The 24,280-nt window shown below is 65.7% G+C and carries 25 protein-coding genes and 2 tRNA genes; 16 read left to right on the top strand and 11 right to left on the bottom strand.

Annotated features, from left to right (window positions below; translation table 11 throughout):
• The first annotated feature begins 720 nt into the window (after positions 1 to 720).
• From G342_RS0115230 to G342_RS0115220, 3 genes are all read left to right on the top strand, one after another.
• Positions 721 to 963 carry a hypothetical protein gene (locus tag G342_RS0115230; RefSeq protein ID WP_018184020.1) on the top strand — a complete coding sequence of 81 codons (243 nt, stop codon included), beginning with the start codon at positions 721 to 723 and terminating at the stop codon, positions 961 to 963.
• 452 nt (positions 964 to 1,415) lie between these two features.
• On the top strand, positions 1,416 to 2,765 hold the full coding sequence (locus G342_RS0115225) for an MFS transporter (protein WP_018184019.1): 1,350 nt from the start codon (positions 1,416 to 1,418) through the stop codon (positions 2,763 to 2,765).
• A gap of 203 nt (positions 2,766 to 2,968) precedes the next feature.
• Complete coding sequence (locus G342_RS0115220; RefSeq protein ID WP_026304473.1) at positions 2,969 to 3,265, top strand: excalibur calcium-binding domain-containing protein; 297 nt, start codon at positions 2,969 to 2,971, stop codon at positions 3,263 to 3,265.
• Positions 3,266 to 3,443: 178 nt separating this feature from the next.
• On the opposite strand, the gene G342_RS0115215 is transcribed toward G342_RS0115220, so the two are convergent.
• The 4 genes from G342_RS0115215 to G342_RS0115200 all read right to left on the bottom strand — a co-directional run bounded on the left by G342_RS0115215 (position 3,444) and on the right by G342_RS0115200 (position 6,964).
• The gene (locus tag G342_RS0115215; protein ID WP_018184017.1) at positions 3,444 to 4,622 is read right to left on the bottom strand and encodes a pyridoxal phosphate-dependent aminotransferase; all 1,179 of its coding nucleotides are present in this window, start codon (positions 4,620 to 4,622) and stop codon (positions 3,444 to 3,446) included.
• Positions 4,623 to 4,641: 19 nt separating this feature from the next.
• Positions 4,642 to 5,412 (bottom strand): amino acid ABC transporter ATP-binding protein, encoded by a 771-nt coding sequence (locus G342_RS0115210; protein WP_018184016.1) that lies wholly within the window; start codon positions 5,410 to 5,412, stop codon positions 4,642 to 4,644.
• A gap of 29 nt (positions 5,413 to 5,441) precedes the next feature.
• Positions 5,442 to 6,110: an amino acid ABC transporter permease gene (locus G342_RS0115205; RefSeq protein WP_018184015.1), complete on the bottom strand. Its 669-nt coding sequence runs from the start codon at positions 6,108 to 6,110 to the stop codon at positions 5,442 to 5,444.
• A gap of 68 nt (positions 6,111 to 6,178) precedes the next feature.
• Positions 6,179 to 6,964 carry a transporter substrate-binding domain-containing protein gene (locus tag G342_RS0115200; protein WP_018184014.1) on the bottom strand — a complete coding sequence of 262 codons (786 nt, stop codon included), beginning with the start codon at positions 6,962 to 6,964 and terminating at the stop codon, positions 6,179 to 6,181.
• Positions 6,965 to 7,366: 402 nt separating this feature from the next.
• Between G342_RS0115200 and G342_RS25355 the strand changes: the two genes are divergently transcribed.
• A complete protein-coding gene (locus tag G342_RS25355; protein WP_018184013.1) occupies positions 7,367 to 8,194 on the top strand; it encodes a response regulator transcription factor in 828 nt (275 codons plus the stop codon).
• A 495-nt stretch (positions 8,195 to 8,689) separates the two neighbouring features.
• Here G342_RS25355 and G342_RS0115190 read toward each other — a convergent pair.
• A tRNA-Gln gene (locus G342_RS0115190) sits at positions 8,690 to 8,764 on the bottom strand.
• 184 nt (positions 8,765 to 8,948) lie between these two features.
• On the opposite strand from G342_RS0115190, the gene G342_RS0115185 reads away from it, so the two are divergent.
• A tRNA-Pro gene (locus G342_RS0115185) sits at positions 8,949 to 9,025 on the top strand.
• Positions 9,026 to 9,491: 466 nt separating this feature from the next.
• Positions 9,492 to 9,962: a MucR family transcriptional regulator gene (locus G342_RS24275; RefSeq protein WP_018184012.1), complete on the top strand. Its 471-nt coding sequence runs from the start codon at positions 9,492 to 9,494 to the stop codon at positions 9,960 to 9,962.
• Positions 9,963 to 10,152: 190 nt separating this feature from the next.
• Here the strand turns inward: G342_RS24275 and sugE are convergent, their stop codons facing one another.
• Together sugE and G342_RS0115170 are read right to left on the bottom strand one after the other, a co-directional pair.
• Entirely contained in the window at positions 10,153 to 10,470 is a 318-nt protein-coding gene (gene sugE, locus G342_RS0115175; RefSeq protein ID WP_018184011.1) for a quaternary ammonium compound efflux SMR transporter SugE, read from the bottom strand.
• Between the two features lie 94 nt (positions 10,471 to 10,564).
• Entirely contained in the window at positions 10,565 to 11,314 is a 750-nt protein-coding gene (locus G342_RS0115170) for a F0F1 ATP synthase subunit A (protein ID WP_018184010.1), read from the bottom strand.
• Between the two features lie 1,088 nt (positions 11,315 to 12,402).
• Here G342_RS0115170 and G342_RS0115160 point away from each other — a divergent pair.
• From G342_RS0115160 to G342_RS0115140, 5 genes are all read left to right on the top strand, one after another.
• On the top strand, positions 12,403 to 13,929 hold the full coding sequence (locus G342_RS0115160; protein WP_018184008.1) for an arylsulfatase: 1,527 nt from the start codon (positions 12,403 to 12,405) through the stop codon (positions 13,927 to 13,929).
• Between the two features lie 300 nt (positions 13,930 to 14,229).
• Positions 14,230 to 15,201 (top strand): formylglycine-generating enzyme family protein, encoded by a 972-nt coding sequence (locus G342_RS0115155; protein WP_018184007.1) that lies wholly within the window; start codon positions 14,230 to 14,232, stop codon positions 15,199 to 15,201.
• Positions 15,198 to 16,214, top strand: a complete 1,017-nt coding sequence (locus tag G342_RS0115150) for an HAD family hydrolase (RefSeq protein ID WP_018184006.1) — start codon at positions 15,198 to 15,200, stop codon at positions 16,212 to 16,214. The genes G342_RS0115155 and G342_RS0115150 overlap by 4 nt, the downstream gene beginning before the upstream one ends.
• 330 nt (positions 16,215 to 16,544) lie before the next feature.
• Positions 16,545 to 16,721: a hypothetical protein gene (locus G342_RS26065; protein ID WP_018184005.1), complete on the top strand. Its 177-nt coding sequence runs from the start codon at positions 16,545 to 16,547 to the stop codon at positions 16,719 to 16,721.
• A 280-nt stretch (positions 16,722 to 17,001) separates the two neighbouring features.
• Entirely contained in the window at positions 17,002 to 17,436 is a 435-nt protein-coding gene (locus G342_RS0115140) for a YqaA family protein (protein WP_018184004.1), read from the top strand.
• Positions 17,437 to 17,551: 115 nt separating this feature from the next.
• Here G342_RS0115140 and G342_RS0115135 read toward each other — a convergent pair whose 3' ends face one another.
• The gene (locus G342_RS0115135; protein ID WP_018184003.1) at positions 17,552 to 18,049 is read right to left on the bottom strand and encodes a DUF4142 domain-containing protein; all 498 of its coding nucleotides are present in this window, start codon (positions 18,047 to 18,049) and stop codon (positions 17,552 to 17,554) included.
• Between the two features lie 168 nt (positions 18,050 to 18,217).
• Here G342_RS0115135 and G342_RS0115130 point away from each other — a divergent pair, with 168 nt between their 5' ends.
• Positions 18,218 to 18,478 (top strand): hypothetical protein, encoded by a 261-nt coding sequence (locus G342_RS0115130; protein WP_018184002.1) that lies wholly within the window; start codon positions 18,218 to 18,220, stop codon positions 18,476 to 18,478.
• 28 nt (positions 18,479 to 18,506) lie between these two features.
• Here the strand turns inward: G342_RS0115130 and G342_RS0115125 are convergent, their stop codons facing one another.
• Positions 18,507 to 19,127, bottom strand: coding sequence for a cysteine hydrolase family protein (locus tag G342_RS0115125; RefSeq protein ID WP_018184001.1), 621 nt, complete (start codon positions 19,125 to 19,127; stop codon positions 18,507 to 18,509).
• 48 nt (positions 19,128 to 19,175) lie between these two features.
• Positions 19,176 to 20,327 (bottom strand): MFS transporter, encoded by a 1,152-nt coding sequence (locus G342_RS0115120; protein ID WP_026304470.1) that lies wholly within the window; start codon positions 20,325 to 20,327, stop codon positions 19,176 to 19,178.
• Between the two features lie 280 nt (positions 20,328 to 20,607).
• Here G342_RS0115120 and G342_RS0115115 point away from each other — a divergent pair, with 280 nt between their 5' ends.
• The 4 genes from G342_RS0115115 (at position 20,608) to G342_RS24265 (ending at position 23,919) form a co-directional block, all read left to right on the top strand.
• Positions 20,608 to 20,976: a hypothetical protein gene (locus G342_RS0115115; RefSeq protein WP_051094266.1), complete on the top strand. Its 369-nt coding sequence runs from the start codon at positions 20,608 to 20,610 to the stop codon at positions 20,974 to 20,976.
• Positions 20,977 to 21,103: 127 nt separating this feature from the next.
• On the top strand, positions 21,104 to 21,664 hold the full coding sequence (locus tag G342_RS0115110) for a sigma-70 family RNA polymerase sigma factor (protein ID WP_018183999.1): 561 nt from the start codon (positions 21,104 to 21,106) through the stop codon (positions 21,662 to 21,664).
• A complete protein-coding gene (locus G342_RS24270; RefSeq protein WP_018183998.1) occupies positions 21,661 to 22,338 on the top strand; it encodes a zf-HC2 domain-containing protein in 678 nt (225 codons plus the stop codon). Before G342_RS0115110 ends, G342_RS24270 begins: the two co-directional genes overlap by 4 nt.
• Positions 22,339 to 22,398: 60 nt before the next feature.
• Positions 22,399 to 23,919 (top strand): S8 family serine peptidase, encoded by a 1,521-nt coding sequence (locus G342_RS24265; RefSeq protein ID WP_018183997.1) that lies wholly within the window; start codon positions 22,399 to 22,401, stop codon positions 23,917 to 23,919.
• Between the two features lie 33 nt (positions 23,920 to 23,952).
• Here the strand turns inward: G342_RS24265 and G342_RS0115095 are convergent.
• A partial coding sequence (locus G342_RS0115095) for a transposase (RefSeq protein ID WP_018183996.1) occupies positions 23,953 to 24,280 on the bottom strand: 328 nt, incomplete at its 5' end.

The following is a 24,280-nucleotide window of genomic DNA, read 5'->3' as shown; positions in this document are numbered from 1 at the left end:
GAAGTTGCCAGAACAATTGACGGTTCGCACCCCACCGGCCGTGCTGCCAGAGCCGCACTCATTGTCCGCCCTCGCCTGCTGCGGCGTCATCACGGCCATGCCGGCGAGCAGCACCGCGCCCGAGGCGGAGCCCAATAGCGAGGCCTTGCGGCCAGCATTCCATTTCAAAGTCGACATCCAGTCCCCCGGGTCTCAGATCAGCCTTCGCACCGGCAGCAGCCCCTCGTGCCGCCAATGCCTCCACAGGACTGAGATATGAGCCGGATGCCGGTGGCGGAGTCCAGATGCCACCTCTTTGAGTTGCATTATGCAACCTGAATGACTCCGATCGTTGCCAATCGTCGATTAATGCAACCTAATAGTGCAGAATAATGGAATTTAGTTCGAAATTTGAACTACATGCCGGTAATATGGTTCGTAAACCGAACAAATAATCGCGGGCCGTGCCGCGGTGTCGACAGGCAGATTCCAGGTTGCAGGTCGGCAGCAAAATTTTCGCCATGTTGCCCTTACGACACACCCTGACGCTTCACGACACACCATGACAGCTGCGGGGCGACGCAAGGGCGGCCGAATCACGCGTCGCGGAGACGCAGCCGGCCGCCCGGTCCGCCGGCCTGTCGGCCCGCTGGATCCTTCCCTGCCAAACCGCCTCCCCCAGGGTCGACAGTTCCAGCAATTCATGGGATCAAGCCGCGCCCATCCAAGGAGAACGGCGTAATGGAACCAAACACCAAGGCTTTGATCGACGAGATCAATCACGCCATGCGCAACATCGATGCCGGCATGACGGCGATCATGGCCTTCGTCGCCTCGATCCCCGGCGCCAAGGATGTCGATATCGAAGCCGTCAAGGAGCGCCTGAACGTGCCGAGCAACCTGAAGGCCGGCACCCGCCAGCCGCCGCCGAACATCGTCGTCGCCGAAGTGCTCGACCGGTTGAAGCGCATGGCCGACAAGTAGTTTGCCCACCGGCGCGCGGATTTTTCCGCGCGCCGTTCCGGCCCGCAGAAGGCCGGCTCCGCAGGCTTCCGGGCCCCGGTTCCCCCCGAATGCCACCCTCCCGCGACGCGCCGCGAGGTTGTCGGGACGTGCCACGCCAAGGGCTTGTCGAAATGCCCACGCAGTATCGGCGGCGGCGTGATCTTGCCGCGACACGCCAGGCTGCAAGCCTCTACTGGCACCCTTCTGGATTGAAAGCGCCTGGGCGGTGGTTCTCGATGTCGACACGCCGGGAACTCAGGACGTGCACTCCGGCCGAACCTCGGCTATACGCTCCCTCGATAATTCCAAAAGTCGGCAACACGACCGAACGGACGCGCTCGCTCCGGCGAGCATCGCACCCCTGTCACGCGCGAGGGTGGGCTTGTTCGTCCCGGGTCGATGCTGCTTCGTCCTCGTGGAGCCATTTCGTCATGTCATCGACCGCCGCGGCAGCGTCGCCTGCCGCCCCCGCCAACTCACGCTCGCGCGTCATCCTCGCGAGCCTGGTCGGCACCACCATCGAATTCTACGACTTCTACGTCTATGCGACGGCGGCCGTGCTGGTGTTCCCGCACCTGTTCTTCCCGGCCGGCAACGAGACGACGGCGCTGCTGAACTCCTTCGCCATCTTCGGCGCGGCGATGGTCGCCCGGCCGATCGGCGCCATCTTCTTCGGCCATCTCGGCGACAAGCGCGGCCGCAAGATCACGCTGGTCGGCGCGCTGCTGACAATGGGCATCGCCACCTTCCTGATCGGCCTGCTGCCGACCTATGCCATGGTCGGCTGGCTGGCGCCCGGCCTGCTCGTCATCCTGCGCCTGGCGCAGGGCTTCGCGCTCGGTGGCGAATGGAGCGGCGCGGCGCTGGTCGCCACGGAAAACGCGCCGCCCGGAAAACGCGCCATCTTCGGCACGTTCCCGCAGCTCGGCGCGCCGATCGGCTTCATCATCGCCAACGGCCTGTTCCTGATCATCGCGGCGCTGATGCCGTCCGATGATCCGTCGCGCCCGTCGACCGCCTTCCTCGAATGGGGCTGGCGCATTCCGTTCCTGTTCTCGGTCGTGATGGTGATCGTCGGCCTCTGGGTCCGGCTGAACCTCGTCGAGAGCACGGCCTTCGAGAAGACCGTCGAGACCGGCAAGGTGCAGAAGGTGCCGCTCGCGGCCGCCTTCAAGCTGCACTGGAGGGAGCTGATCCTCGGCACCTTCTACATGCTGGCGACCTATGTGCTGTTCTACCTGATGACGACGTTCTCGCTCAGCTATGGCCGCGCCGCGATCGACGCCGCGCTGCCGGGCCTCGGCTACGACTACCGCACCTTCGTCGTCATGATGATCATCGGCGTCGTCTTCTTCGGCATCTTCACGCTTGCCTCCGGCCCCTGGGCCGATCGCTGGGGCCGCCGCAAGACGCTGATCGTCGTCACGCTCGCCATCATCCTGTTCGGGCTCGTCTGGACGCCGATGCTCGCCGCCGGCACGGTCGGTGTCATGGCCTGGCTGATCCTCGGCTTCACGCTGATGGGCATGACCTTCGGGCCGATGGGCGCGCTGCTGCCGGAACTGTTCCCGGCCAATGTGCGCTACACCGGCTCCGGCATCTCCTACAACGTCTCGTCGATCCTCGGCGCCGCGGTCGCGCCCTTCGTCGCGGTCGCGCTCTGGAGCTATGGCGGCGGCAGCCCGTTCTGGGTCGGCATCTACCTGTCGTCGATGGCGGTGCTGACGCTGATCGCGCTGCTGCTCGGCAAGGAGACCAAGGACGTCGACATCGACGCCTGAGTGCCCGCGCCCGCCGCGCCCGACAAAACCAGCCCGCGTGGAATTTTCACGCGGGCTTTTTTGTACTGCGGCGATCGGTGCCGGCGAGGCCGGGACCCGTTTGGCGCTGGCCCGCGGCTGTCGGTTCAGCCTAACGTTGCAGTCTCGCCTGTCCCGACCTCCCCGGAATCATGCCCCCGTCTCTCCTCTTGTCCGGCATTTGCATGCTTGCGCTGTCCCTCTTCGCCAGCACGGCCGCCCTGGCGCATCCGGGCGGGCTGAATGCGGAGGGCTGCCACAACGATCGCAAGCGCGGCGGCTATCATTGCCACCGGAGCGCGACGGCTACCCCGGGCGGAAACGCGCCGGCGCGGGCGGCGGTGCCGCGGTTCGTCGACCCCGGCCGGCCCTATCGCAATTGTTCGGAAGCCCGCGCCGCCGGCGCCGCGCCGGTCCGCATCGGTGATCCCGGCTATGGACCGCATCTCGACCGCGACGAGGACGGCATCGGCTGCGAATGAGCGACGGAACGGCCTATCGCCCGCGCGCCGTTCGAGCGTGTCCCGGATCGCGCCGACCAGTCCTCCAGAAACGTCGAAACCCGACGCGGCCATCCGGCCGCATCGGGTTTCGGTAATTTTCCAGAGCGCGCGCCTGGCGCCGCCGCCATGCCCGCGCCAGACGCGCGGGCCACGGATCCTACTTGCGCAGGAAGTCGCGCAGACGCTCGAGGCCCTGGTTGATCTTCGCTTCGGACGTGGCGTGGCACCAGCGCAGCCAACCCTCGCCCTCGGGGCCGAAGGCGCGGCCCGGCGCGAGGCCGAGCCCGGTCTCGCGGACCAGACGCTGCGCCAAGGCGAGCGAGTCGTCGTAACCCTCGATCTTCAGGAACGCATACATCGCGCCGCCGGCATCGGGCACGCTGACGCGGTTCAGGCCGCTCAGCCCGTCGACCAGCAGCGCGCGCGTGCTGACGAGCTGGGCGCGCATCCGCGCCACTTCCGCCTCGCCATCGACCAGCGCCGTGGCGGCGGCGCGCTGCGACGGCTCGAAGATGCAGGAGAAGTTGTATTCGATCAGCTTCGTCGCATCCTGGGCAAGACCGTCGGGGAGGACCAGCCAGCCGATGCGCCAGCCGGTCATCGACCAGGACTTCGAGAAGCTGTTGACCGAGATGATCCGGTCGCCCTTCTCGTAGTGGCGCAGGAAGGACGGGGCCGAGCGCGGCGCCGGGTCATATACCAGACGCTCATAGACGTCGTCGGCCAGGATCCAGATGCCGTGCTTGCGGCAATGGGCCAGGATCGCCGCAATGCTCTCGTCGTCGATCATCCAGCCGGTCGGATTGTTCGGCGAGTTGATGATGACCATGCGCGTATCCGGAGTCAGCGCCGCGATCAGCTTGTCGACATCCAGCGTCCAGCGCCCGTCCTGCACCGACAGCGACACCCGGTCGACCTTGGCGCCGAGGATCAGCGGAACCTCGCTGATATTGGGCCAGAGCGGCGTCACCGCCACCACCCGGTCGCCGGGCGACAGCACGAGCTGGCTGGCGATCTGCAGGCCGGTCATGCCGGATCCGGTCGCCGCCACGCGGTCGACCGAAATCTCGCGACCGTGCAGGTTGGTCAGATAGGCGGCGATGGCATCACGCAGATAGGGGCGACCGAGGTTCTGGGAATAGAAGGTCTCGCCCTCGCCCAGCGACGCGGCCGCCGCGTCGCGGATGAACTGCGCGGTCGGCCGGTCGGATTCGCCAAACCAGAAGGGCAGCACGTCGGCCTTGCCCATCGCGGCATTGGCGACTTCGCGGATGAGCGAGCTGGACAGCGCGCGGACGGCGGGCCGCGCTTCAACGGCGGTATCAATCATCGTCATGGCTTTCGGGTTGGGGCGATCAGCCGGCGCTGTGCATGATGGCGCTCAGGAAGGCGCAGGCGCGATCCGTCTGCGGATTGTCGAAGAGGTCGTTCGGGGCGCCCTGCTCGATGATCTGGCCGGCCTCCATGAAGACGACGCGGTCAGCAACGCGGCGGGCGAACCCCATTTCATGCGTCACGACCAGCATGGTGACGCCGGTGGCCGCCAGGCTCTGGATCACGTCGAGCACTTCGCCGACCATTTCCGGATCGAGCGCCGAGGTCGGCTCGTCGAACAAGAGGACCAGCGGTTCCATGGCCAGCGCGCGGGCAATCGCGACGCGCTGCTGCTGGCCGCCCGAAAGCTGATCCGGGTACTTGTCGACATGGGCGGAAAGTCCGACGCGCTCCAGCAATTGCCGGGCCCGGCTCTCCGCCTCGGCCTTGGGAATGCCGCGCACGCGCATCGGCGCGATGGCGACGTTCCGCAGAACGCTCATATGCGGGAACAGGTTGAACTGCTGGAAGACCATGCCGACTTCGGCGCGCACCAGGGCGAGGCTCTTGCCGTCTTCCACCTTGGTGCCGTCGACCACGATCTCGCCCGACGAGATCGTCTCCAGCCGGTTGATGCAGCGGATCAGCGTCGACTTGCCCGAGCCGGACGGCCCGATGATCGCGACGACCTCACCACGGCGCACATCGAAATTGATGTCGCGCAGCGCATGGAACGTTTCGTAGTGCTTCTCCACCTTCCGCATCGTGATGATCGGATCGGTGCCCGAGGGCGAAGCGGTTTTCTGGCTCATGACTGTTGCTCCTGGATTGCGGACAGCCATCAGCGCGAGCGCTTTTGGCGAGCTTCGAGGATGCTGACCAGACGCACCAGCGGCAGCAGCAGGACCAGGTAGAGAAGGGCAGCGCCCACCAGCGGCGACGGGTTGGCGTAGAAGGCCTGCGTCTGCGTCGCCTGCTTGAGCAGGTCGGGCAGCGCCACGACCGAAGCGAGCGCCGTATCCTTGATTAGGCCGATCGAGACGCCGGTGGTCGGCGGCACGACAAGGCGCATGGCCTGCGGCAGGATGATGTCGGCCATCATGCGCGGCCAGCTGAAGCCGAGCGTCTGCGCGGCCTCGAACTGGCCCCGCGGCACGGCCTCGATGCCGGCGCGGAAGGTTTCGGCCATATAGGCGGAGGCGACCAGCGACAGCGCGGCCGTCGCGGCCCAGAACGAGGAAAGCCGGATGCCGACGAAAGGCAGCGCGTAGTAGACAAGGATCAGAAGGACCAGCAGCGGCAGCGCGCGGAAGATGTCGATATAGGCAACCGCCAGCCAGCGCAGCGGCTTCGGCGAATAGAGCCGGATCAGCACCAGCAGCAGGCCGAGCGACAACGAAATGACGAGGCTGGTGGCGCCCAGAAGGATGGTCAGCCAGAAGCCCCGCAGCAGCAAGGGCGCCGCCTGCCTCAGCACGTCGATGTTAAAGAAAGTCGTGATCAGGTCCATGCGGCCCCCTCGGATATAGGTCCGGCCCGCACGCTGGCAGGCCGGACTTTATTGGGATGGGGAAAGGATCAGTTCGCCGCCGGAATCGGCAGAACCTTTACGGTGCTCGAATCCTTAGCCGGAGCCATGCCGAACCACTTCTCGTGCAGTTCCGCCATCTTGCCGCTTTCCTTCAGCTCGGTCAGCACCTTGTTGATGTCCTCGAGCAGCGGGCTGTTCTTGGGCAGCATCAGGCCGAACTGCTCGTTCGTCGGGATGGTGGCGACGATTTTGAACTGCGGCTTGTCCTTGATGTAGTAGGCGTCGATCGGGCAGTCATGGACGAAGCCGTCGATGCGACCGGTCGCGATGTCCATCATCGGATCCTGGTTGCTGTCGTAGCGGCTGACCGATGCGAACTTCAGCTTGCCTTCATTGTCGGTCGCCCAGATCTCGCCGGTCGTGCCGGTGATCACGGCGAGCGTCTTGCCGCCCATTCCCTCGACGCCCTCGATGCCGCTCTTCGAGCCGACGGTCAGGCACTGGTCCGCGTCGAACAGCGGCTGGGTGAACGCGACGGATTCGAGGCGCTTCGGCGTGATGGTGATGGAGCCGATGGCCACATCCGAGCGGCTGGACTGCACGGCGGCGAACAGGCTCTGGAACGGCATTTCCTGGAATTCGACGGGCCGGCCGAGCTTTTCGCCGACGAGGCGCAGGATGTCGACCTCGAAGCCCATCAGGACACCGTTGCCGTCCTGGAACTCGAAGGGCACGTTGGCGATGTTGGTCGCGACGCCGATCGGATCGGCAGCCTGCGCGAGACCGGCGCCGGCGATGAAGAATACCGAGGCGAGCAGGGTTTTGGCGTTCATAACTTCCTCCCAATGAACTCAAAGATCGGCTTCCATACCAGACGCGATCCGGGGCCAATATCCTCCGGCGGGGGGACAGGCACGCGAGACCGCCGCCGGCGCGGACGGGGGAACGGCCGGATCCAGGCCCCTGCCCTAGCGTCGCCGCGGCAAACTCGTCAGCGCGTTGCCAAGCCCGATCGCCGTGGCGGCCGGCTCCCGCACCGCGATCCCGGCGGTACCGCGCCCTCCTTGGCCGCCTGCGACGTCGCCTCAGCGTCCAGATCCGTGTTTTTCATTGACGGCGGCCGTTCAATCGGCTGAATCCCTGCGGGGCCGACACCGAAGACAAGGGGAGAAGCATTGTCCTCGTCAAACTTCAAACCCGTTTCGCCGCTGGCGGCTCCGCGGTCATCCAGGCCCGTGTCGACGCGCCGGTCCGACGATGCCCTGGCGCGCCTGATCTTCGCATCGGAACAGCCGGACTTCGACCGCCATCTGACCGAGACCATGCATGAGCTGATCTCGTTCGACCTGGCGATGATCTCGCTCTACCACGACGACAAGCTGGTCGAAGTCACCTCCGCCTCGTCGCCGGACCGGATCGGCAGCGACGTGCTGGAGTCCTACGCAAAGCACACTTTCCAGCACAGCCCCTTCTTCCAGATGCACCGCCGCAACATCCAGAGCGGCTTCTACCTGATGGAGAATTTGGCGCGCAGCCCCGTTCTCGACAAACCCTCGACCGCGACGGAAATCCTCGAGATCGATACGCAGGAAGAAATCGGCTACCTGACCGCGGGCTGGCCCAAGCGCCTGAAGGAGCTGGACATCGCCTTGCGCGTTTCCGACCGCGACACGGTCCAGGTCGCGCTCTACCGGACCGGCAACCGCGGCTTCAGCGCCCAGGACCTGTATGCGATCGAGCCGATCCAGTCCTCGCTGATGGCGATTTGCAAGCGCCACTGGGAGAACCGCACCCTGCATCTGCAGGCCGGCGAGGATCCGATCCACGCGGCGCTGAAGCGGCTCGGCAGCGACAGCCTCTCCTCGCGCGAGATGGAAGTGATGCGGCTGCTGATCTCCGGTGTCGGCGAGAAAGAGATCGCCGGCATGCTCCAGGTCGGCGCAGAGACGGTCAAGACGCACCGCAAGCGCGCCTATCTGAAGCTCGAGGTCTCGTCGCGGGTCGAGCTCCTGGTCAAGCTCCTGGACCAGCGCAACCACGCCAGCGCGATGCGCTGTCAGTAGGACTTCCCGTTCATCAAGGCGGCCGGCAGCTGTTTCGGGCAACGACATTGTCCCGCCTCCGCCTTCACTCAACCGGGGCGGAACGCAACCGGCCGATGCGGCGGTAGTCGGACGGCGTGGCGCGACCACCTGGCCGTCGCGCTCGGCACGGACGGCGAAATGCGAATAGCCTTCAGCCGCTGGTCTTCGCAGATCCAACGGTCCAGCGTCACCAGGTCTCACCTCATTCGCCGCCCCGGCGCGGGCCGTGCGATCCCACTTGTCGGCCGAGCCCCTGGACCGTCCCGCAGGAGGTTGTGTCCCCTTCCTTGCGCACGACAAAAGTGCACACAGCTCGCAGGCCGCCGCGGCGACCGCTTTGGACCATGTCGCCCGATACGCAAGGGCACATGGCAGGAGCGGGGAAGCCAAGGATCGGCTGGCCCGCAAGATCACGGTTCGCCGCAGAGCCTGCCTGCGATCGCCTATTCACCGACGGCGCGTTTTCTTGAGATATGGCTGGGGCGGGAGGATTCGAACCTCCGAATGGCGGTACCAAAAACCGCTGCCTTACCGCTTGGCGACGCCCCAGCAGGCGGGCCCGAAAGCACCGCAGCGCCCGTCGTATAGACGGTTGGACGCGCGCCCGCAACGGTGCATGCACCCCGTCATCAACAGCCCTCTGCAATGGTCATCCACAGGGCTGTTCGAACCGCGCAACTCTCCCCTTGCGGCTGGCGAATCCTCTGTCTATAACCCGGCTCATCGGCGGTCACGGAGTGTAGCGCAGCCTGGTAGCGCACCTCGTTCGGGACGAGGGGGTCGCAGGTTCAAATCCTGCCACTCCGACCATCGATCTTCCCCAAATCATTGAATGAGCTGGCTTCCCCTCCGGGGAGGATCCTTGATCGATGATGGGCGCAACGCCCCGCTCCTGCCAACCGCGTAGCACCTCCCCAAGTTCCCGACCTCGACAAGCCGCATCGCCAGCCGACCCGATCCGCCCAGCGCCGCGGGACTCGCAACGCTGTGCACGATGGAGCCATCGCGCCAGTCCGGATCCGAAAATGCCGCTGCGAGAACGCAACGGGGAAGGAATCGTTCAACGCATCCTCGCGGCTTGAAGATGCGCAAAGCACGACGACCTAGCCCATCGCAACGACGCAGAAAAAAACCGAACCTCCTATGCACAGCGCCTGGGGATGGATACTCACGCCAGCGACACCCGCTTATCAAGAGCGGCGAATTCTCGCATAGATTTGCAAATGTTCTTCATGCACAATAGAAAGAGCAAAGAAAAATACTAACGGAAAATGCAGTGACCGACACACAGAAGCCAGACGACAACCATTTCATGTACCTGACTGCCGACATCGTCGCCAGTTATGTTGCCCATAACTTCGTGAGCCAGGTGGACTTGGCCGCGCTGATCGGCAATGTGCATGCTACCTTCGAAGGCCTTAGCGACGACGCCGAGCCGGCGCCGGTGGAACTGACGCCCGCCGTGGCGATCAAGAAGTCGGTGACGCCCGACTTCATCATCTGCCTCGAAGACGGCAAGAAGTTCAAAACGCTGAAGCGCCATCTCCAGGTCCATTTCGGCCTGACGCCTGAGCAATACCGGGCCAAGTGGAACCTTCCGGCCGACTACCCGATGGTCGCGCCCGGCTATAGCGCAGCGCGCTCCGCGCTTTCCAAGTCGCTCGGCTTCGGCAAGCGGCCGGGCATCGCCCCCGGCGCCGGAGCGGCGGCGAAGGGTGCGGCGCAAAGCAGCAGCGACAACAGCTAGAGCCGCTCAGCCTGCCTGGCGGCGACGGATCGGCTCCAACGCCTGGGCCAGGTAGCGATCACTACCCGCGACCGCCTCTCCTGCCCGCGCAGGGGGCCATGCTCGACCGCCAAGCGTCGGCGGATACAGAAAGGCCCGCATCCGGCGAAGGATGCGGGCCCTGGAACGTGGGATCCGGCGGCCGCCCGGCTCAGCTCGACGAGACCTTCATGACGATCAGTCCGCAGACGATCATCGCCGCCGCGGCGATCCGGGTCGGCGATGCGCTCTCGCCCAGCACAACGATGCCGACGATGAAGGCGCCGACCGCGCCGATGCCGGTCCAGATCGTGTAGGCGGTGCCGAGCGGCAAGGTCCGCATCGATATCGAAAGCAGACCGAAGCTGCCGATCATCATCACGAGGGTGACGATCGTCGGGATCAGCTTGGTGAAACCTTCCGATTGCTTCATCGAAAACGCCCAGACAACTTCCAGGATGCCGGCGATGATGAGATAGATCCAGGCCATTTGTTTTGCCTATGTGCGAAACGGGTTGTCCCGAGGGCTTCTTTCCAGCGGACAGGTCATCCTGCCCGTGGCCGTCCTTTCGCGCACACCGGGGTCAATGCGCTGGGTGCAACGCATCGTTCAGATACATGCAGGTCAGCATGGCGAAGATATAGGCCTGAATGAGCGACATCAGCAATTCGAGGCCGGTCAGGGCGACCGTCATCACCAGAGGCAGGATGGCGGTGGCGATGCCCAATGTGCCGGCGCCGCTCAGATCGGCGACGAAGCCGGCGAAGACCTTCAGGGTGATATGTCCGGCCAGCATCACGGCGAACAGACGGACCGAATGGCTGATCGGCCGCGACAGGTAGGACACCATCTCGATCGGGATGACGATCGGCGCCAGTACGAGCGGAACGCCGGATGGCAGGAACAGCCGGAAGAAGCCGAAGCCGTTCAGCGCGATGCCATAGATCGTCACGGTCAGGAACACCGTCATCGCCAGCGAAAAGGTGACGATGATCTGGCTGGTGACCGTGAAGGCATAGGGGAACATGCCGATCAGATTGGCGACCAGCACGAACATGAACAGCGAGAAGACGAGCGGGAAGAAGCGCATGCCGCCCGACCCGACATTCTCGCGCAGCATGTCGCGGATGAAAGTGTAGAGCAGTTCGGCCGAGGACTGGAAGCGGGAGGGGATCAACAGGCCCCTGCGGGTCGCCAGCATCAGGAAGCCGAAGATGATCGCCACGGCCAGCCCCATATGGAGGGCCGAATTGGTCAGCACGATCTCGATACCGCCGACCTCGAACAGATGCAGAAGTGGCTTGATCTCGAATTGTTCGATAGGTCCGGCCACGGCCGCCCCCTCTCAGAAGGCGGGGCCGTCCCCGATTGTCACCGCGGCGCAGGTCGTCCAGCGCGAGCCCCTCCTAGCGAATGCGGCGACCCATTTCAAGCGTCAGCCGGTTCACAGGCGAGCAGGAGCGCCCGGCAGTGGGCGGCAAGCCCGCGGGCCGCAACAGCGAACCGGGCCCTCCGCCATGTCCGGCCCCAACTCGAATCGCGCAGCGGAAGCTGCATAATTCTCGTCGTCTTTTACAAAAACATCCTTCGGTTCAAATATTGAAGCAATCCAATGAAATAAAATTCGGATCGATAATTTCCAGAAATCGAATCAACACATACTTTCATTGATTCTAGACTTAAAAAGGCACTGGACCACGCCGATCGTCGCCCCTAGGCTGCTTGCAGGCTGCCCCCCGACGATCGGCTGGCATCAGGGCGCCGGCTTCTTCTCGGCGTTGCTGCGCATTCCCGGTACGACGGCGATCACGCTGAACACGGAGGCGACCTATGACAGGGACGCCGAGGAATGGACGGACCCGATCCATCCCGGCGCCAGCCATATCTTCAAGTTCGGCAAGCAGCCCGTCGGCCTCGGCGTCAGGGGCGATGCCACGCACCGCTCCGGAGGAAGGCCCAGGATGGGGCGTCCGTCTGACCGCGACCCCTCCAGTTTCCGGAAAAATGACCGCGCGGGCGATGCCGGCCTTTCACGACCCGTCGCGAGCCGGCCGCAACGATGCCAACGCGATACCAAGCGGAGGTGCCTCGACGTCGTGAATGAACCGATGCATCGCCTCTGGCCGTCGAAACCGGCGGCACTAATTGGCAGCAAGTCCCTGCGTCCGCCCGACCCAAGGAAACGCCATAATGACGCGTTCGGCCCTCCTCGTCTTCGTCGCCGCCGGCTGCGGCGTCCTGGCGGCGCGGGCCACCGAGACGCCCGCCGCAGGCGCCACCATCCCGGTGACGCTAGCCAGAGCCTCCGACAAAGTTCCGCATCCGTACCGCCCCTACCCTTCACAAACGCAGGAGAAGGCCATGCGAGTAGCGAGATGGATAGCGTCAGCCGCTGTGGTTGGCGCGGGATTGCTGGCACCGATGGCGCCGGCTCTTTCCCAGGACGCGATGACGTCCGCGGCACCACCGAACATCCTCGTCATCTTCGGCGACGATATCGGTCAAACCAACCTGTCGACCTACAGTTTCGGTCTGATGGGGTACCAGACTCCCAACATTGACAGCATTGCCAAGGGGGGGATGAAGTTCACCGACTACTATGCCGAGCAGAGTTGCACGGCCGGTCGCTCGACCTTCCTCACCGGACAGACAACGTTGCGGACAGGCCTTTCCAAGGTCGGCCTGCCTGGCGCGGACCTCGGCCTCCAGGCGTCCGACGTGACGATCGCGTCCGCGCTCAAGGACAAGGGCTACGCGACGGGCCAGTTCGGCAAGAACCATCTGGGCGACAAGGACGAGTTCCTGCCGACCGCGCATGGTTTCGATGAGTTCTTCGGCAACCTCTATCATTTGAACGCCGAAGAAGAGCCAGAGAACCGCAACTATCCGCGCGACCCTGCCTTCCGCAAGCAATACGGACCGCGAGGCGTGTTGCGGACGACGGCCGACGGCAAGATCGAGGACACCGGGCCGTTGACGCGCAAGCGCATGGAGACGATCGACGACGAGACTTCGGCGGCGGCGATCGATTTCATGCAACGTCAGAACACGGCGAAGAAGCCGTTCTTCACCTGGCTCAACACAACGCGGATGCATTTCCGCACCCATGTCCGCGACGAGCACCGCAGCCCTCCGGGCCTGACCGCCCCGACCGAATATGCCGATGGCATGGTCGAGCATGACAAAATCATCGGGACGGTGCTGAAGTCGATCGACGACATGGGCATCGCCGACAACACGATCGTTATCTACACGACCGACAACGGCCCCCACCAGAACTCTTGGCCGGACGCGGGCACGACCCCGTTCCGCAGCGAGAAGAACACTAACTGGGAGGGCGCCTATCGCGTGCCGGCGATGATCCGCTGGCCCGGCCATATCAAGGAAGGCACGGTCTCCAACGGTATCGTCTCGGGGCTGGACTGGTTCCCGACCCTGCTGGCCGCCGCTGGCGACACCGACATCACCGAGCGCCTTCTGAAAGGCACGACGATTGGTGGCAAGCAGTACAAGAACCACCTCGACGGCTATAACCAGCTTCCCTATCTCACCGGTCAATCCGACAAGAGCGCCCGCGACTCGTTCTTCTATCTGAACGACGACGGCGAGATCGTCGGCCTGCGCTACGAGAACTGGAAGCTCGTTTTCGCCGAGCAGCGCGCGACGGGAACGCTCGCCATCTGGGCCGAGCCGTTCACCAAGCTCCGCGTTCCCAAGATGTTCGATCTGCGCTCGGATCCCTATGAGCGGGCCGACGTAACCTCGAACACCTATTACGACTGGCTCCTCGACCACGCCTACCTGCTGGTCGCGGGTCAAGCTTACGTGGCAAAGTTCCTGGACACGTTCAAGGAATACCCACCCGCACAGCGGCCGGCCAGCTTCTCGATCGACCAGATCCAGGAACAGCTGAATGAGTCGTTCAAGAACGCGGCCGGAGGCCAATAGAGAAGACGCGGTGGCACGGATCGAGCGTTTGTGCCACCGCAACACCGAACTAGCCCTATCCGACCTCGCGAGCGCCCTCGTCAGCCTTCTCAGCGTCTCCGCAGCGTTGCCCCGAGCAGGTCTAGCAATCGCGAGAGGGCGCATCGCGACACGCGCCGTTGACGGCCGGCAACGACACCCTACTCTTCGGCATGACTACTGACGCGGCAATCTATTCGATCATCCCAAAACGGAAAGACGCAAGAAGCGATATCGGATTTGCTCATGAACCACAGTAATCGCCAGAGACCAAAATCCACGATGGAACATCAGGCCACGATGGTCTGGGTTCCCGGCGGCACCTTCCGCATGGGTTCCGACGTGCACTATCCGGAAGAGAAGCCAAGCCACCGCGTCACCGTCGACGGCTTCTTCATCGACCCGACGCCGGTGACCAACGCCGAGTTCCGCCGCTTCGTCGAGGCGACCGGCCATGTCACCTTCGCCGAAATCGCCCCCGACCCAAAGGATTACCCGAACGCCCTGCCGCACATGCTGAAGGCGGGGTCGCTGGTCTTCACCCCGCCCGACCACCCCGTCGACACGCGCGACTGGTCGCAATGGTGGGCGTTCCGCTTCCGCGCCAACTGGCGCCGGCCCTATGGCCCCGGCAGCTCGATCAAGGGCCTCGACGACCATCCCGTCGTGCATGTCGCCTACAGCGACGCCGAGGCCTATGCGAAATGGGTGGGCAAGGAGCTCCCGACCGAGGCGGAATGGGAGTTCGCCGCGCGCGGCGGCCTCGAAGGGGCCGAGTTCGCCTGGGGGGACGAGCTCAATCCGGACGGCCGCGAGATGGCCAACACCTGGCAGGGCCTCTTTCCCTCGCAGAACCTCAAGACCGACGGCTATGAGCGCACCTCGCCGGTCGGCGTGTTCCCGCCGAACGGCTACGGCCTCTACGACATGATCGGCAATGTCTGGGAGTGGACTTCGGACTTCTGGTCGACGCGCCATCCGGCCGATGCGCCGAAGGCGTGTTGCGTGCCGGAAAACCCGCGCGGCGGACCGCTGGAAGCCAGCTTCGATCCGCGCCAGCCGGAGATCCGCATCCCGCGCAAGGTGCTGAAGGGCGGCTCGCATCTCTGCGCGCCGAACTATTGCCGGCGCTACCGCCCGGCCGCCCGCCACGCCGAGCCGATCGATACTTCGACCAGCCATGTCGGCTTCCGCTGCGTCCGCCGGACGGCGGCCGATCCGGCAGCGTCACGACAGAGTGGAGGACCGCCATGAGCCTTGCTTTCGCTCGCCTGACACGGCGGACCCTGATCCGGCTCGGCATGGCGGGCGCGCTCGCCTTCGCCATCGTCCTGCCCGTGGCGGCCGAGGACGATCCGCTGCCGTCGTGGAACGATGGCGCTGCCAAGACCGCGATCGTCGATTTCGTGACGCGGACGACGACGGCCGGTCCCGATTTCATCGCCGTCGGCGACCGTATCGCCACCTTCGACAATGACGGCACGCTCTGGTCCGAAAAGCCGTTCTACTTCCAGGGCGTCTTCGTCATGGACCGGATCAAGGCGATGGCCAAGGACCATCCCGAGTGGAAGGACACGCTGCCCTTCAAGGGCGTGCTGGAAAACGACATGAAGGCAGTGGTGGCGTCAGGCCACAAGGGCCTCGGCGAACTGCTGGCCGCCAGCTCGTCCGGCATGTCGGTCGAGGACTTCGCCGCGCAAGTGGTCGAATGGACCAAGACGGCGCGCGAGCCGCGCTACAACAGGCCCTACACGGATCTCGTCTTCCAGCCGATGCTGGAGTTGCTCGCCTATCTGCGCGCCAGGGACTACCAGACCTTCATCGTCTCCGGCGGCGGTGTCGAGTTCATGCGACCCTGGACCGAGGGCGTCTACGGCATCCCCCCCAACCAGGTCGTCGGCTCCTCAGGCAAGACCGAGTTCAAGCTCGACGGCGACAAGGTCTCGATCCAGAAGCTGCCGGCGGTCGAGTTCGTCGATGACGGCCCGGGCAAGCCGGTCGGCATCAACCGCTTCATCGGCAAGCGCCCCGTCTTCGCCGCCGGCAATTCCGATGGCGATCTCGAGATGCTGCAATGGACGACGCTGAACAGCGGGCCGCGCTTCGGCATGATCGTCCATCATACCGATGCGGCGCGCGAATGGGCCTATGACCGGGACTCCGATGTCGGCAAGCTCGACAAGGCCCTCGACGAGGCACCAAAGCGCGGCTGGCTCGTCGTCGACATGAAGAACGACTGGAAGACGATCTACCCGTTCGAGAAATGAGCCGGGGCAACCCGTGGCGATATTGGAACTTCAGCGCGCGTCTTCGCCCTTCCCGAAGAGGCGCGTCCCCGCTCCCCCACCAAACTCAGCCAACATCCTGAGGTGTCCGGCGAAGCCGGGCCTCGAAGGAGGGTCCAGGGAACACCGGATGTCGCCATCCAGTCCATGGCCGGTGAGCAAGGCACCGTCGCCCCGGCGAAGGCCGGGGCCCATGAGCACCGACCAGGAAAATTTGGCTCAGCCGACTAGCCACGGGCCGATGTGTATGGATCCCGGCCTTCGCCGGGATGACAGCGGAGGTCAGACGGGAAGCTTGGCGGCTCGATCCTGGTGCTCGCCGATACGGCAACACCCGAGCAGGCCGCGACGCTCGCGAAGCCCGCGGTGCCGGTGACCATCCACGGCCTGACGCCGCCCGACATCGCCGCCGATGCCGGCCTCGCCGACGCGACCGGGCCCACTCTCGGCAATGGCGAGGGTGAACGCTTGCGGAAAATTTCCGCCTAGCGTCGGGGGAGTCCGGCAGAAGTCGCGGCTGCATGGATCCTCGCCTTCGTCGGGATGACGGCGGAGGACGAGGCTACGGCCGGCTCCATGCCAATGGCGAGAGCTATGCCAAACCGCACTGTTGCCGTTGCCAGCTGACGGGCGACGCCATAAGCAGGGAACATCGCCGCGTATGGTCCCCCCGGCGCCGTCCCTTCGCTTCCAGCCGAGAGCCCCGCTTGCCCTGCCGCCGACTTGTCCGCCCGGGTGCAACACCCGCCCGCTGGCACCGCATCGCCCGATGACCGAGCTCGCGGCCTACACTGGGCTGTTCTTGGCGGCGCTGGCCGCCGCGACCATCCTGCCGATGCAGTCGGAAGCCGTGCTGGTCGGCTTGCTGCTCGCCGATTATTCGCCGTGGCTACTGCTCAGCGTGGCGAGCGCCGGCAATGTCCTGGGCTCACTGATCAACTGGTTCCTCGGTCGCGGCATAGCCCGCTTTCGCGACCAGCGGTGGTTTCCCGTCAGCCCGGCCGGACTGGCACGCGCCGAGGGCTGGTACCGGCGCTACGGGAAATGGTCGCTGCTCCTGAGCTGGGCGCCGGTCATCGGCGATCCGCTGACCGTCGTCGCCGGCGTCCTGCGCGAGCCGCTGCCGATGTTCCTGCTGCTGGTCACGATCGCCAAGGTCGGCCGCTATCTGGTGCTCGCGGCCATCACGCTGAGCTGGGCGTGATCCCGCCTCCGGGCAACCGTTGGGGTCGCCCGGAACAACGGCGCGACAAGATCACCAACCGCCCACTCGCCCAGGCCCTTCACGACGGTTCGATTACGGCCGAAGCGGGTCAAACCTAGTCCGACTGGGCCTTTCTCAATGCCTCCGCCATTTCCAGATGGTGCTGGATGGTCGGCAGCGTCTCGGTGGCAAAGTCCTTCAGCCGGGAATCGTCGCCCTTCATGCTCTCCGCCCGGAACGCCACCTCGGCCTCCTTGTGAGTCATGAGCTGCTGCCGGACATAGGTGCCGTCGAAGGCCTCGGCCGGCGCCGTCTTTAGCTCGGCCAGCAGGGTCTCATGCCGGGCATCGAGCTTGGCTGGCATGGGAATTTCGCCAGCGGCGGCCTTCAGCGCCTCGCCCAGCTTGGCGTGATCGGCAGCCATCTGCTGGGCGAAGGCCTTCACATCGGCATTCTGGCTGCGATCCAGCGCGATCCGGGCCGCCTCCACCTCGAAGGTGCCGGCATTGGCAACCGCGGTGACGAAACGGGTCGATCCCACCGAAGCCGCGGCTTCGGCAGCAACCGGCAGGGATGCGAGAAAGGCGAGCGCGATCAAGACATGCTTCCACATGGCATCCTCCTCTCGTCTCCCGCCTGCCGCGCCTTCACAAGCTTTTGCGTGGTGATCCGTTCCCGCTAGGTCGAGGATCGCGACAGGCGATCACATTTTGCGCTCCGAGGCAGCACTCATGCATCCAAAAGCGCGCTGGCGCATTTGAAGCTCAGGAGGAATGCAACAATGGCCATTCAATCTGCGGACATCAGCCGGGCGTCGTTCGGATATCTGCCGGAAGGCGTCATGGCGACGATCGGTGACGGCATGTCGACCCTGACCGCGCTGCGGCAATGGCGCGGGCTCACTTGCGCCGAACTCAGCGAACGCTCCGGCGTCGACCTGATCATCATCATGCTGGCCGAACGGGGCAGCGACCTGATGCCGGAGGAACGGGAAGCGATCGCCGAAGTTCTTTCCTGCGATCCGGAGCTTATGGGGGTCTGAGGTCGGATTCCGGTGCGACGTCGCGGGCTCAGCGCCCCGGCCAGAGCGAAAGCACCATCTCGGTCGAAAGCGTCTGGACCTGCTGGTAGAAGCGGGTCCGGTAGAGCGTCAGCACGGCATCGTGCGACGCGTCCGTCGAACTGCAGATCGCGTCGGTAACGACATAGACCGGATAGCCGAGATCGACGGCGTCGAGCACGGTCGCCAGGACACACACATCCGTTTCCGCCCCGGTGACGATCAGGCCGTCGGCCGATCGTTCGGCGAGTGTCTGCCGCAAGGCCGATCCGAGAAAGGCCGAATAGACTGGCTTGTCGATTACGATGGCGGGCGGCGTCAGAGCCGCCAGCGGTGGCAGAAGCCGCAGGGCCGACGGATCGACGACATCCCGCGTCGTTTCCCTATGCAGACGATAGTAGTTTCGCCAGGTGCCCTGCCGGTCGTCAGGAGCGCGCGGCGGGATGAAGCGCGTGAAAATCGTGCGCTCGGGCGCATGTTCCGCGATCCGAAGGATCGTCGGCAGCACGGCCTCCATCCAGGGCGTCGGCCAGGGCCCGTCCGGCGCGAACAACCCCTGCATGTCGAGGCAGAGATGAACCGTGCGTGCCGTCGGTTGCCACGGAAAATCGGGGGATTTGATCTCGCTCACGCGAACCCAACGCCCGACACGCCGGAGCCGTTCCCCCTCTCCCGCGCCCTAGAGGCGGAGCCAGCGACTGCTGGCAGCGACGCCGACCAGCAACGCCGCGATGATCAGGAAGGCAACCGTCAGGCTCGAGGCATGGGCGACGAAGCCGATCGCCGCCGGGCCGGCCAGGATGCCGGCATAGCCGAGCGTCGTCACGGCGGGGATGGCGATATGCTCCGGCATGGTGTTCTGGCGGCCGATCGCGCTGTAGAGCACCGGCACGACATTGGAACAGCCGGCGCCGACCAGCGCATAGCCGAGAAGCCCCGCCTCCCAGGACGGCACCAGCGTCGCTAGCGCCAGTCCGGCGGCGGCGCAGAGGCCACCGAAGATGATGATGTTGCCGCGGCCAACATGGCGCACGATCCAGTCGCCGGTCAGCCGGCCGATCGTCATGGTGACGGCGAAGGCGGCGTAGCCGAGGCCGGCATGGGTTGGATCGATGTCGCGCACCTGGATCAGGAACACCGCGCTCCAGTCGAGCACGGCGCCCTCCGTCAGGAAGACGATGAAGCAGAGCACGCCGATGAACAGCACAATGCCATGCGGCACGGCGAAGGCGGGGCCGCCGCTGCTGCTGCCATAGGACAGCAGGTTGGGCGCGGCGCTGGTGATGGCGACGAGGACGAGAGCGACGACCAGCAGCGCGGCGACGAAGGGCGACGCGCCGAGCGCCATCGCCAGGCTGACGCCGCCGGCGCCGATGATGCCGCCGACGCTGAACAGGCCGTGGAAGCCCGACATCATGGTGCGGCCGCTGGCGCGCTCGACGATGACCGCCTGGATGTTGACGACGCAATCGACGAGCCCGACACCGGCGCCGAACAGAAGCAGGGCCGGCACCAGCGCGGCGAAGCTCGACAGGGTTGCCAGCAGCGGCAGCGCCAGGCACAGCATCAGCGATCCCGCGATGATCACCCGCCGGCAGCCGAAGCGCGCCGCGAGCGCGCCCGAAAGCGGCATGGCGACGATCGAGCCGGCGCCGAGGCAGAGCAGCAGCAGGCCGAGTGCACCGTCGTCCAGCCCGGCGCGCGCCTTGGCGAACGGCACCAGCGGCGCCCAGGCGGCCATGCCGAAGCCGGCGATGAAGAAGGCGATGCGGGTCGAAAGCTGTTCGGAAGCGCCGGGAACGCTGGTCGCTGCCATGTCGGAGGATGCCATCAGGGAGACCTGTCGTAGCTCGATTGGCTTCTCGGAGGAGATCGGCTGGCTGCGCAAGACCGAGAATCCGGACGCAGCGTCAAGCTCCCGACGATGAAGATGCTGGCGCCGGGGTCAAGCCCCGCACCCGGTCTACGGGCCGAAATCGGCGCTTTTCCGGCGTTCGCCAAGAAAAGTTCGAAAAATCGTCGACGGGCGTGAACCTTTTCCCGCCTCGCCACGACCAATGGTCATCGGGGCCGCAACGGGCGGATCCCAGGGTTCCAGAGGGAGATCCAAGATGACCATTCTCAACACGATCCGCACCACCGCCACCGTCGCAGCGCTGGCCATCGCAACCATCACCACCGCCTCGGTCCTTTCGACCAGCAGCGCCAGCGCGGCGCCCGGACATGGCGGCCCCGGCGGCTTCAGCGGCGGTCATGGCGGCGGACACGGCGGTGGCCATGGTGGCGGGCATGGCGGTCACGGCCATGGTGGCGGCCACGGCGGCTGGGGCAATCGCGGCTGGGGCGGTGGCTGGGGCGGCGGCATCTATATCGGCATCCCCGTCTACGCCGGCGCTGCCCAAGAATGCTACAAGGTCCGCAAGCGGGTCTTCGTCCCCGGCGTCGGTCGGGTCTGGAAGCGCGTCGTCGTCTGCGATTGATCCGGGATGCGCCAACGAGCGGGCGGCGGGCAGGATCCGCCGCCCGCACGGCCCTTCAAGCGAGAGTTGACCGCGGGCCTGCCTGCCGCCACGCTCTCCGCAGGAAGCGGGAAGGACGGGGCCTCCCATGGTCGGAACTGAGGACGAGCCACTTCTGGCGCGGATCGCCAAGGGCGACCAGACCGCGATGCGGTCGCTGTTCGCCGCCCATCATTTGCGCGTCCACCGCTTCGTGCTCCGGCTGGTCCGGCGCGAGGATATCGCCGAGGACATCGTCACCGAGGTCTTCCTCGATGTCTGGCGCCAGGCGGCCCGTTTCGAGGGTCGATCCAGCGTTTCGACCTGGCTGCTGTCGATCGCCCGCTTCAAGGCCTATTCGGCGCTCCGCCGCCGCACCGAGGCGCCGCTCGACGACGCGTTCGCCGAGACGATCGAGGACCAGGACGACACGCCGGAAGTAACCCTGCAGAAGACCGACAAGGCCGGCGTTCTGCGCGCCTGCATCGACCGGCTGTCGCCGGAGCACCGCGAGGCGATCGACCTCGTCTACTACCAGGAACAGTCGATCGAGGATGTCAGCCGCATCGTCGGCATACCGGAGAACACGGTGAAGACCCGCGTGTTCCATGCCCGCAAGCGGCTGTCGGAACTCTGCCGGGAAGCCGGACTGGATAGAGGTTGGCCATGACCAGCGACAAGATGGACGAACCCGGACGGATCGAGGCGCTGCTGCCCTGGTATGCCGCCGGCACGCTATCCCCGGCCGAGCGGCGCGATGTCGAGGCGGCACTCGCTGGCGACCCACTGCTCCGCGCCCAGCTCGAACGCATCGAGGAAGAGCGGCTGGAGACGATCGCCAGCGCCGAGGCGATGCCCCTGCCCTCGTCGCGGATGGCCGACCGGCTGTTCGCCGAGATCGGAAAATCCGCTCCCGCCCGGCAACCTTCCTGGGTCGAGCGCCTGTTCGGATCGATCGGCGAACGGCTCGCCGCGTTGACCGCGCCGCAGCTCGGAATGGGCGCCGCCGCAGCCGCGCTGGTGCTGCTCGTGCTCGGCGGCATCGTCGGCAACCAGATCGGGAGCCGCGGGGTAACGGGAGGTTACCAGACCGCCTCCGGCGAGGGGGCTGTTAACCCCGCCGGCGCCTATCTGCTCGTCGCCTTCGAGCCGGCCGCCAAAGCGGGTGACATCGAGAGGCTGATCACCTCGCTCAACGCCACCATCGTCGACGGTCCCCGCGCCGGCGGGCTGTTCAAGCTCCGGATCGGCGAGGAAAGCCTGAGCGCCGAGGAGCGCCAGATCGTCCAGGAGACGCTCGCCAACTCCAAGGGCGTGGTGAAGCTGGTCATAGCGGCGCCCTGACGACCGGTCCAGACTGGGTTCGACGTTCCATTTCAATGGCTTCTCACCGGGAGCGACACCATGTCGACGCGCCATTTCGCACGGATCGCCATCGCCTTCGCCCTGCTGGCGACGATACCGATACCGCGCGTCTTCGCGGTGGAACGGATGCTGGTCGCGCAATCGGCCAATGGTGAAGACGACTGGCGCCGGCGCCAGAAGCGCCCTCGTCCTGAGCGGCCGGACCAGCCGCGACGTCCCGATCGCGGCCAGCCCGTCATCCTGATGGCCCCGGCGATCGTCTATGGGCTTGGGAACGCAGGCGGATTTGGCGACCGCGAAGTGGCGCCGCCGCGGGACTACGAACGCCCCGCCGCTCGGAAAGCGAAGCCCAGGACCCAGGCGAGCAAGCCGACGAAACCGGCAAAATCGACCCGGTCGACGGCCCGGAAGTCACCGGAACGCAGCGCCAGACCGGTCGCGGTGGCTGCCGTCGGTCCGCATGTCACCGGCGAAATCCTGTTCGCCACCGCCTCGCCCGAGGCAACCGAGACGATCCTGAAGCGGCATCGGCTGACGCGGCTCGAAACCGTTGAACTCGATCTGACCGGCACGACGATCGTCCGCGCCCGCGTCGCCAAGGGCAGCAGCAGCGAGCGCACCCTGCGAGAGCTCCGATCTGAAAAGACAATCCTTTCCAGCGAGTTGAACCATCTGTTTGCCCTTCAATCTGAACCGGAAGGGGCCGCCAAAGGCGATCTCGCCAGCGTACAATATGCACCGGCGAAGCTCCGCCTTGCCGAGGCCCATGCGGTTGCAGAAGGCCAATCCATCCTGGTCGCGGTGATCGATTCCGGCATCGACGGCAGCCATCCCGAACTCGCCGGCACGCTCGACCCGGCCAGCCCGGCCCGCACCATCGGCTCGCACGGCACGGCGATCGCCGGTGTGATCGCCGCCCATCAGCGCCTCGTCAGCGCCGCGCCGAAAGTCCGCATCCTCGCCTTCGACAGCTTTCTCTCACCTGACGGTTCCGCCGCCCGGGGTTCGACCCTCGACATCCTGAAGAGCCTCGACAAGGCCGCCGGTGCCGGCGCGCGCGTCGTCAATCTGAGCTTCGCCGGTCCGGAGGACACACTGCTGTCCGCCGGCCTCGCGGCCGCGCAGGACCGGGGCATCGTGCTGGTGGCGGCCGCCGGCAATGGCGGCCCGAAGGCGGGTCCGGCCTTTCCCGCGGCACATCCCGCCGTTATCGCCGTGACGGCGACCGATCCGGCCGATGCAATCTACAAATCCGCCAATCGCGGCGGCTATATCGCGCTGGCAGCCCCCGGCGTCGACATCCTGACGACGGCGCCGAACGGGACCTATGAGCAGGTTTCCGGCACGTCCTTCGCGGCGGCGCAGGTGAGCGGGATCGCGGCGCTGCTGCTCGAACGCCAGCCCACGCTCGCGCCTGATGCGGTCCGCGCCATCCTGACCAAGACGGCCCGCGACCTCGGCAAGCCCGGCCGCGACGACATCTTCGGCGCCGGTCTCGTCGATGCGGCGGCGGCGATCCATGCCGTCACCGAAGCGACGGCCAGCGCGGCGCTTCGGTAGTATCTATTTGAAAAGGCGAAGAACTATACGTCATCAAGTCAGTTCTGTTGCATCTGGTTTGAGCAAGGCGTTGGCAAGGACGACGAGTTTTCTGGCGACGGCTGCGAGCGCGAGGCGCTTTGGCTTTCCGGCGGCGCATAGGCTTCGGTAGAAGTCGCGCAGGCCGGGGTTGGCCCTGGCCGCGCTGAGGGCGGCCATGAACAGCAAAGGCCTGAGTTCGGTGCGTCCGCCGCGCATGGTGCGGTGCCGGCTGGTGTTGCCGGAATCGCGCGGATGCGGGGCCAAGCCGGCCAGGCTCGCGGCCTGTCGCCGGGTGAGGGTGCCGAGTTCCGGCATCAGCGCCAGTAGGCTGCGCGCGACG

The sequence above is a fragment of the Kaistia granuli DSM 23481 genome (genome assembly GCF_000380505.1).
GTDB lineage: Bacteria > Pseudomonadota > Alphaproteobacteria > Rhizobiales > Kaistiaceae > Kaistia > Kaistia granuli.
This window is presented reverse-complemented; position numbering and strand designations above follow the sequence as displayed.

Coding starts and splice junctions, on each gene's coding strand:
- G342_RS0115230 (WP_018184020.1), top strand. CDS start 721: ATGGAACCAAACACCAAGGCTTTGATCGACGAGATCAATCACGCCATG.
- G342_RS0115225 (WP_018184019.1), top strand. CDS start 1,416: ATGTCATCGACCGCCGCGGCAGCGTCGCCTGCCGCCCCCGCCAACTCA.
- G342_RS0115220 (WP_026304473.1), top strand. CDS start 2,969: ATGCTTGCGCTGTCCCTCTTCGCCAGCACGGCCGCCCTGGCGCATCCG.
- G342_RS0115215 (WP_018184017.1), bottom strand. CDS start 4,622: ATGACGATGATTGATACCGCCGTTGAAGCGCGGCCCGCCGTCCGCGCG.
- G342_RS0115210 (WP_018184016.1), bottom strand. CDS start 5,412: ATGAGCCAGAAAACCGCTTCGCCCTCGGGCACCGATCCGATCATCACG.
- G342_RS0115205 (WP_018184015.1), bottom strand. CDS start 6,110: ATGGACCTGATCACGACTTTCTTTAACATCGACGTGCTGAGGCAGGCG.
- G342_RS0115200 (WP_018184014.1), bottom strand. CDS start 6,964: ATGAACGCCAAAACCCTGCTCGCCTCGGTATTCTTCATCGCCGGCGCC.
- sugE (WP_018184011.1), bottom strand. CDS start 10,470: ATGGCCTGGATCTATCTCATCATCGCCGGCATCCTGGAAGTTGTCTGG.
- G342_RS0115160 (WP_018184008.1), top strand. CDS start 12,403: ATGGCGCCGGCTCTTTCCCAGGACGCGATGACGTCCGCGGCACCACCG.
- G342_RS0115155 (WP_018184007.1), top strand. CDS start 14,230: ATGGAACATCAGGCCACGATGGTCTGGGTTCCCGGCGGCACCTTCCGC.
- G342_RS0115150 (WP_018184006.1), top strand. CDS start 15,198: ATGAGCCTTGCTTTCGCTCGCCTGACACGGCGGACCCTGATCCGGCTC.
- G342_RS0115140 (WP_018184004.1), top strand. CDS start 17,002: ATGACCGAGCTCGCGGCCTACACTGGGCTGTTCTTGGCGGCGCTGGCC.
- G342_RS0115135 (WP_018184003.1), bottom strand. CDS start 18,049: ATGTGGAAGCATGTCTTGATCGCGCTCGCCTTTCTCGCATCCCTGCCG.
- G342_RS0115130 (WP_018184002.1), top strand. CDS start 18,218: ATGGCCATTCAATCTGCGGACATCAGCCGGGCGTCGTTCGGATATCTG.
- G342_RS0115120 (WP_026304470.1), bottom strand. CDS start 20,327: ATGGCATCCTCCGACATGGCAGCGACCAGCGTTCCCGGCGCTTCCGAA.
- G342_RS0115115 (WP_051094266.1), top strand. CDS start 20,608: ATGACCATTCTCAACACGATCCGCACCACCGCCACCGTCGCAGCGCTG.
- G342_RS0115110 (WP_018183999.1), top strand. CDS start 21,104: ATGGTCGGAACTGAGGACGAGCCACTTCTGGCGCGGATCGCCAAGGGC.
- G342_RS24270 (WP_018183998.1), top strand. CDS start 21,661: ATGACCAGCGACAAGATGGACGAACCCGGACGGATCGAGGCGCTGCTG.
- G342_RS24265 (WP_018183997.1), top strand. CDS start 22,399: ATGTCGACGCGCCATTTCGCACGGATCGCCATCGCCTTCGCCCTGCTG.